8 protein-coding genes are annotated in these 7,900 nt (G+C 66.9%); 1 reads left to right on the forward strand and 7 read right to left on the reverse strand.

Features of this window, described 5'->3' with window-relative positions:
* Positions 1-282 precede the first annotated feature (282 nt).
* The 7 genes from ccoG to EA346_RS07810 form a co-directional block, all read right to left on the reverse strand.
* Positions 283-1,680, reverse strand: a complete 1,398-nt coding sequence (gene ccoG, locus EA346_RS07780; protein ID WP_296757275.1) for a cytochrome c oxidase accessory protein CcoG — start codon at positions 1,678-1,680, stop codon at positions 283-285.
* Positions 1,681-1,926: 246 nt separating this feature from the next.
* Positions 1,927-2,856, reverse strand: coding sequence for a cytochrome-c oxidase, cbb3-type subunit III (gene ccoP / locus EA346_RS07785; protein ID WP_296757276.1), 930 nt, complete (start codon positions 2,854-2,856; stop codon positions 1,927-1,929).
* On the reverse strand, positions 2,853-3,074 hold the full coding sequence (locus EA346_RS07790) for a cbb3-type cytochrome c oxidase subunit 3 (RefSeq protein ID WP_296757278.1): 222 nt from the start codon (positions 3,072-3,074) through the stop codon (positions 2,853-2,855). The genes ccoP and EA346_RS07790 overlap by 4 nt, the downstream gene beginning before the upstream one ends.
* A gap of 29 nt (positions 3,075-3,103) precedes the next feature.
* A complete protein-coding gene (gene ccoO / locus EA346_RS07795) occupies positions 3,104-3,838 on the reverse strand; it encodes a cytochrome-c oxidase, cbb3-type subunit II (RefSeq protein ID WP_296757279.1) in 735 nt (244 codons plus the stop codon).
* A gap of 17 nt (positions 3,839-3,855) precedes the next feature.
* Positions 3,856-5,340: a cytochrome-c oxidase, cbb3-type subunit I gene (ccoN, locus tag EA346_RS07800; protein WP_296757281.1), complete on the reverse strand. Its 1,485-nt coding sequence runs from the start codon at positions 5,338-5,340 to the stop codon at positions 3,856-3,858.
* Positions 5,341-5,477: 137 nt separating this feature from the next.
* Entirely contained in the window at positions 5,478-6,344 is an 867-nt protein-coding gene (gene bioC, locus EA346_RS07805; protein WP_296757283.1) for a malonyl-ACP O-methyltransferase BioC, read from the reverse strand.
* Positions 6,341-7,087 (reverse strand): alpha/beta fold hydrolase, encoded by a 747-nt coding sequence (locus EA346_RS07810; protein ID WP_296757285.1) that lies wholly within the window; start codon positions 7,085-7,087, stop codon positions 6,341-6,343. Before EA346_RS07810 ends, bioC begins: the two co-directional genes overlap by 4 nt.
* 132 nt (positions 7,088-7,219) lie before the next feature.
* Between EA346_RS07810 and plsY the strand changes: the two genes are divergently transcribed.
* Positions 7,220-7,837: a glycerol-3-phosphate 1-O-acyltransferase PlsY gene (plsY, locus tag EA346_RS07815; protein WP_296757287.1), complete on the forward strand. Its 618-nt coding sequence runs from the start codon at positions 7,220-7,222 to the stop codon at positions 7,835-7,837.
* Positions 7,838-7,900: the final 63 nt, after the last annotated feature.

The following is a 7,900-nucleotide window of genomic DNA, read 5'->3' on the forward strand; positions in this document are numbered from 1 at the left end:
GACACGCTCCGGTTTCCAGTAACACCCCAATTCCCACCCCGGACACGACCCGACCTCCGGGCGAACCCTGGAGTGCGGGAGCTTGCTCCCGCTTTCACAGCGCCGGAACCCGCTCCACTGCCCAAAGTGGCGGCGAGCCGCCGCACTCCATAGGCGCTGCGCACCTGCCCCCTATGGAGTGCGGGAGCTTGCTCCCGCTTTCGCAGCGCCGGAACCCGCTCCAACGCCCAAAGCGGCGGCAAGCCGCCGCGCTCCATCGGCGCTCCGCGCCGGGCAAAGCGCTCACGGCCGCAGGCTCAGCTGCGAGTCGACGCGCAGGGGGTCCATCACTCCGTCGCGGTCGCGGATCTCGAATCCCATCGGCAGCCGCGAGGGATCGCCGGGCTCGGCATGGTAGCGCACGCGGGCCAGCACCGTGGCGCGCTGCGCCGGATCCAGCACGATCTCCTGCACCCGGCCGAGGTCCAGTACCGCGCCTTCCAGCCCGACCACGTCGATCTCCAGATCGAGCCGGTGCTGCGTCTTGTTGTTCAGCGCGATCTCGTAGCTGTTCTGGGTGCTGCCGTCGGCCATCTGTACGAACAGCGGCTGCCGCACCTGGCTGACGCTGGCGTCCAGGTCGGGGCGGTTGGCGATGCTCAGTGCCAGCAGCACGGTGACGACCAGGATCGCGGCCCCGTAACCGACGGTCTTCAGTTTCAGGAACCGCGTCTTCTTCCCCTCCAGCGCACTCTCGGAAGTGTACCGGATCAGTCCGCGCGGCCAGCCCTGCTTGTCCATGATCTGGTCACAGGCATCGATGCACAGCGCGCAGTGGATGCACTGGATCTGCAATCCGTCGCGGATGTCGATCCCGGTGGGACAGACCTGCACGCAGTAGCCGCAGTCGATGCAGTCGCCCACGCCGGCCTGCTGCCGCTCCTCGCGCGTCTTGCGATCCCGGGACGGCTTCGCGCGCCCGGCGGGACCCTCGCCGCGTTCCTGATCGTAGGAGACGATCAGGGTGTCGCGGTCGAACATCACCGACTGGAACCGCGCATAGGGACACATGTAGGTGCAGACCTGCTCCCGCGCCAGGCCAGCGAACGTGTAGGTCGTGAGCGTCAGCAGCCCTGCGGTGATGTACGCGGCGTTCGCCGCCTCGCCGGTGAAGAAGGCCACGACCATGCTCGGCGCATCGGCCCAGTAGAGGACGAAGCCCAGACCGGTGGCGAAGGCCACGAGCAGCCAGGACGCGTGGGTGGCACCGAGCTTCAGGACCTTCTCGGCGTTCCAGGGCTGTTTCGCCAGACGCAGGCGGGCCGGACGCTCGCCCTGGATGTGCCGCTCGAGAAACATGTAGACGTCGGTCCACAGCGTCTGGAAACAGAAATAGCCGCAGAAGACCCGGCCGGCGAGGCCAGTGACAAAAAACAGCATCAGCGCGGCAATCATCAGCAGGCCCGCAAGCCAGAAGATGTCCTGCGCGAAGACGACGAGATCGAAGAGATAGAACTGACGGTTCGGAATATCGAACAGCACGGCCTGCGAGGGTCCCACCTCGCGCTCCCAGCGCAGCCACGGCAACAGGAAGAACACGCCGTAGGCCAGCACCAGAATGCCCGTCTTCAGATTCCGGAAGCGACCCGATACCGATCGCGGGTGGATCGGAACGCGGGCCTCGAACGACGACTGCGACATGATGAACTCACCGGCCGGCAATGGCCGGCACACGACAGGGCTGTGACGCATTGGCGCGGAACGGCCCGAAGGGAATCGCATCCGGGAGACGGGCCATCACGTGCGTCGCCCGGGATTGTACCGCCGCATCCCCTGGCGGCGCCCAGAAGGCACGGCCAGCCTGTGGAAGCCTCCACGGGCCGGCCATCGCATTGCCGTGATGCGACCCGGGCCGAACGGACGCGCCGGGCCGGGTCCTGCGCGTCCTTACTGCCCGCCGCCCAGCGAGTGGACGTAGGCGGTCAGCACCTTGATCTCGGTCTCCGACAGGCGGTCGGCGAAGCCCGGCATCACGCGCTGGACGCCATCGTGCACGAAGCTGGCAACACGGCTGACGCGTTCCTCATCGTCCGCGGCTCCCGGAACATCGACGAGGCCCCAGATGTTGTTGCTCAGGTTCGGGGCCCCCAGCGAGGCCAGACCCTGCGCGTCCACGCCGTGGCACTGGTAGCAGCCGCCGAGGTACCCGTTGAAGATCTCCTCGCCCGCGGCCACCGCGTCGGCATCCAGATCGTAGTCGTTCATCGCCAGCACGTAGGAGGCGACCTGATCCAGCTGCTCGCTGTTCAGCGATTCACGATAGCCGGGCATATAGCCGTTGCGGCCCAGCACCAGCGTCTCCTCGATCTGGGCAACGGTCCCGCCCCACTTCCACTGGTCGTTGCGCAGGTTCGGGTACTGCCCGATCACGCCCGCGCCGCCGGTCTGGTGACAGGCCGCGCACCAGGTGCCGAAGCTGCCCTTGGCGTAGGCGTTCACGAAGCTCATCGCGTCGACGTCGGCGAGGATTTCCTCGTATTCCATGTCGCCGACCCGGTCCAGCATCTCGCGCTGGCGCACCGCGTGCCGGCCGGTCTGCATGTCCCGGGCAAGCAATGAACGGGTGTTCCAGTGGGTCGTGACCTCCTCGCCGTCATCCATGAAGGTGATGGTGTTCAGGCCCTTGGTGAAGGTGCCGCCGATCGGCCAGGCGGGAAACAGGATCCAGTACACGATGGCGAAGACGACGGTCGCGTAGAAGCCCCACAGCCACCAGCGCGGCAGCGGATTGTTGTACTCCTGCAGGTTGGAGTCCCAGACGTGACCGGTGGTCTCGACCTCACCCGGCTTCTTGCTCGGCTTTTCGTTCGTGCTCATGACCTTTCGCCCTTGTTGCGGTCGCCGGATGCAGCGTTCGGATCCAGGTGGGAATCCTCGTCATCCAGCGGGATGTAGCGGTATGACTCGAAGCGGGTGGAACGGCGACGGTTGGAAAACAGGTAGATCACGATCACGATGAAGGTGGTCATGAACAGCAGCAGCGCAACGATCTTGCTGTTGCCCAGGTCGGTGATCCAGCTCCAGATTTCAGCCATTCCTACGCGTCTCCTTCTCTGCCGGCCCCTCAGCGGAACTCGGCAAAGTAGCCCTCAGAGTACTGGTTGAAGTCGACCATCGTGCCCAGCACCTGCAGGTAGGCGACCATCGCATCCATCTCCGAGATGAACGAGCGGTCACCGTCGAAGTTGCCCTCCTGCGCCTGAGCGATCAGGTTGGCCTCGGCCCGGTTGATGTCGAGCATCACCGCGGTTTCCTCGCCAAAACGCTCGACGTTGGCGTCGAACTCCTCCTGGTTGATCGAGTACGGCACGCCGACGCGCCGCAGCGCGATCATCCGCTGCTCGATGTCGTCGTAGTCCAGCGGCGTGGTCGCCAGCCAGGGGTAGCCGGGCATGATCGATTCGGGCACCAGCGACTTCGGATTGATCAGGTGCTGGACCTGCCACTCGTTCGAGTATTTTCCGCCGACGCGGGCGAGATCCGGTCCGGTGCGCTTGGAGCCCCACTGGAACGGGTGGTCGAACTGTGACTCGGCCGCCAGCGAGTAATGCCCGTAGCGCAGCATCTCGTCACGGAACGGCCGCACCATCTGCGAGTGGCAGGTGTAGCAGCCCTCGCGCACGTAGAGGTCGCGGCCGCGCTGCTCCAGCGGCGTATACGGCCGCACGCCCTCGACTTCCTCGATGGTGTCGTTGATGTAGAACAGCGGCACGATTTCGACCAGGCCGCCGACGCTGATCACCGCCAGGGTCAGGATGATCAGCAGGCCGGCATTGGTCTCGACGCTTTCATGCTTCATGGTCTGGCGACTCCGACTCAGGATGCGGTGGCGGCAGTGGCCCGGGACGCATCGGTCGCGGGCACCGCGCGCTTCGCGGTAAGAATGGTCATGGCGACGTTGAAGGCCATGATGAGCATGCCGAGCAGGAAGAATCCGCCGCCGATCGCCCGCACCACGTAGGGCTTGTGCAGGAACACCACCGACTCGGTGAAGGTATAGGCCAGGTTGCCGTACTCGTCGAAGGCGCGGAGCATCAGGCCCTGGCCGATCCCGGCCACCCACATGGAGACGATGTACAGCACGATCCCGATCGTCGCCAGGAAGAAGTGGATGTAGATCAGGCGCAGGCTGTAGATCTTCGTGTTCCACAGCCGCGGGATCAGGTGATAGAGCGAACCGAAGGTGATCATCGCCACCCAGCCCAGCGCCCCGGAGTGCACGTGGCCGACCGTCCAGTCGGTGTAGTGCGACAGCGCGTTCACGCTCTTCAGCGACATCATCGGCCCCTCGAACGTGGCCATGCCGTAGAACGACAGCGCGGTGATCAGGAACAGCATGATCGGATCGGTGCGCAGTTTGTCCCAGGCTCCGGACAGCGTCATGATCCCGTTGATCATCCCGCCCCAGGAGGGCAGCAGCAGCAGGATGGAGAAGGTCGCGGCCAGCGTGGACACCCAGTCCGGCAGCGCGGTCCAGTGCAGATGGTGCGCGCCCACCCACATGTACAGGAAGATGATCGCCCAGAAATGGATGATCGACAGCTTGTAGGAGTAGATCGGGCGCCCGGCCTGCTTGGGCACGAAGTAGTACATCATCCCGAGGAACGCCGCCGTGAGGAAGAAGCCCACCGCGTTGTGGCCGTACCACCACTGGGTCATCGCGTCCTGCACGCCGGAGAACAGCGAGTAGGAGTGCGGGCTGGTCAGGCTCACCGGCACCTGGATGTTGTTGAAGATGTGCAGCAGCGCGGTGGCCAGGATGAAGGCCATGAAGAACCAGTTCGCCACGTAGATGTGCGGCTGGTTCCGGCGCAGCAGGGTCATCAGGAAGACCCAGAAGTAGACCACCCAGGTCACGGCGATCAGGATGTCGATCTGCCAGTTGAACTCGGCGTACTCACGGCCCTGGGTGATGCCGGCCATGTAGGTGATCACGCCGAGGATCAGCGCGAGGTTCCAGCCGTAGAAGGTGAACAGCGACAGCCGGTCGCTGTAGAGCCGCGTCTGGCAGGTCCGCTGAATGATGTAATACGACGTCGCGAACAGGGCGTTGCCGCCGAAACCGAAGATCACCAGCGTGGTGTGTACCGGCCGGAAGCGGCCGAAGGTGATCTGCGCGATGTCGAAATTCAGGAACGGCCAGGCGAGCTGCGAGGCGATCCAGACGCCGGCCGCCATCCCGAGCACGCCCCAGATGACCGCCGCGATCGAGAATTTCTTGACGATTTCGTAGTTGTACTGTTCCGAGGGAACAGCGGTCGAAGCCGGCACGGACCCGGCGGTTGCTGCTTTTTCCGACATGTCGATTATCCACCTTGCCTGCGGGGAACACGGTCTGCCCGGCTCGCCGGGACGTGAACTGTACCCCAAGAATCCACTGGAAAAAAGCAAATCCTTTGCGCGAGGTCGGGGTCTTCTCCCGCCGCGGGCACCGCCGTTCAGCGCACGGACCGTATCGGAATGACCGGCCCGGACACCCGCGACGGCGGCGGCGCATCGGGCACCCAAGCGTGACCATAGACCACTTCCCAGGTCGCCGGTAAACGCCCCTGCTCGCCGTAGCGGGATAGGTAGACCTCCTCCACCGCGCGCAGGCGGCGCGGCCCGAACAGGCCCCGCGCGCGCCCGGCGAGTGCGTTGCGCACGCCGATGCCGCGCAGGTCGCGCAGCAGCGAGCGGAAGTCCGGATAGGTCAGCGTCAGGGTCTCCTGGTCCATCACCGGATCGGCGAATCCGGCGCGCACCAGCGCATCGCCGATGTCGTGCATGTCGATGAAGGCATTCACGTGGGTGGCGTCGCCGCCGTCCACCGCGGCAAAGGACGCGCGCAGTTCCTTCAGGGTGTCCGGGCCGAAGGTCGCGAACAGCCACAGCCCGCCCGGCGCCAGTACCCGGCGCACCTCGGCGAAGACCTGGTCGAGGTCGTTCACCCACTGCAGGGCCGCCGCGGAGACCGCCAGATCGAAGCTCCGGTCCGCCAGCGGCAGGCGCTCCATGTCGCCGCAGACGGCCCAGGGCCGACGCAGCCAGCGGCCCTGCCCCCGGGCGCGCGCGGCCATCGCCGGCGCAAGATCCAGCCCCGCGACCCGCGCGCCGCGGTAGCGCTTCGACAACGGCTTCAGCGCGGCGCCGGGACCGCAGCCGAGATCGATGACCCGGCGCGGCGCGAGGCGGATCCAGTCCAGGCGCTCGAGCAGGCGCTGCTGCACCTCCTGTTGCAGCACCGCGTACTCGTCGTAGCCCGGGGCCGCCGCGTCGAACGCGGCGCGGACCTGGCGCTTGTCGATCTCGAACCCGTCCTTCAAGCCATCACCTCGCGCAGAAAGCCGGCAACACCGGCCGCATCCTCCCACCATGACACGTGCCCGCCCGGCACGGCATGCAAACGTGCATCGGGACGCAGCGCGGCAAGACCGGACGCCACGCCCCCCGGAACCAGCGGGTCGTCGTCGGCGAGCCAGGCCCACACCGGGGCATCCAGACCAGCCCAGACGCGCCGCAGATCGGCCTGCGCCAGCGCCGCCAGCCCCGCGCGCAGGCCCGGATCCGTGGCCGGGCGGCCCGCCATCAGGCCGAGCAGTTGTCGCCGCAGGCGCGCCGGCGCATGTCCGCCCTGCGCGCACAACGCGGCGAAGCGGCGCTCCAGCGCGGCACGATCCCGCTCCAGTTCGTCGCCAAACGACGCCAGCGCCGCCGGATCGAGCGCGCAGGGCCAGCCCGGCGCCGCCGTGAACCGCGGCGTGGCGCAGATCAGGGCCAGCCGTTGCGGCCCCTGCCATTGCTCCGCCGCGGCCAGCGCGACCAGGCCGCCCAGCGACCAACCGGCCCAGACCGGTTGACGAATCCCCGCGGGCAGCTGCCCGTGCAGCGCCCGCGCGGCGTCGTGGACATCGGCGAGCCGCTCGCCATTCGGGCAACCGCCATGGCCCGGCAGTTCCGCAAGCACCACCGGCAAGCCGCCCAGCGCCGCAACCACCGGTTCCCAGATCGTCCGGCTGAAGCCCCAGCCGTGGATCAGGACCAGGGTCCGGTCCGGCGCCGCGCTCACCCGGCGCCACCGCAGGACCGAACCGGGTCCGGGCACCGGGCAACCGCCAGCGCGTCCGCGGGTAATGAAGCCGGGGCGCCGGGTTGCGTATCATGGCGGATTGGGCACAGCGCTGACAGTGAGACGACGGGCATGGGAATCATGATCATGGGCATTCTGGTGGCGTACCTGCTGGGCTCGATATCCTCGGCCATTGTCGTCAGCTACCTGCTCCGCCTGCCCGATCCACGCGCCACCGGCTCGGGAAATCCCGGCGCGACCAACGTGCTGCGCGCGGGCAGCAAGGTCGGCGCGGCGCTGACCCTGATCGGCGACGTCGCCAAGGGCTGGCTGCCGGTCTTCATCGTCATGCAACTCGGTGACTTCCCGGGCTGGATGATCGGCCTGATCGGGCTGGCGGCCTTCCTCGGGCATCTGTACCCGCTGTATTTCGGTTTCAAGGGCGGCAAGGGCGTGGCGACGGCACTGGGCGTGATCCTCGCCATCAGCCCGCTGACCGCGCTGCTGGTGATCGCCACCTGGCTGCTGGTCGCCGTGACCCTTCGCTACTCGTCCCTCGCCGCACTGGTCGCGGCGCTGGCAGCGCCGGTCTATCTCGCCTTCGTCTACCCCGATCCCTGGCTGGTCACCGCCCTGAGCGTGATGACGATCTTCCTCTACGCCCGCCACTACGCCAACATCCAGCGCCTGCTGCAGGGTACCGAACCCCGCATCGGCCAGAAGAAGCCCGCGCCCGACAACGCCGGCTGACTGTCATCGCCCCCGCGCAACCCCTGACCAGAAAAACCCGCAAACCGTAGGTCGGGTTAGCCC

Origin of the sequence: Thioalkalivibrio sp. (genome assembly GCF_007692535.1) — a bacterium.
Taxonomy (GTDB): Bacteria; Pseudomonadota; Gammaproteobacteria; order Ectothiorhodospirales; family Ectothiorhodospiraceae; genus Thioalkalivibrio.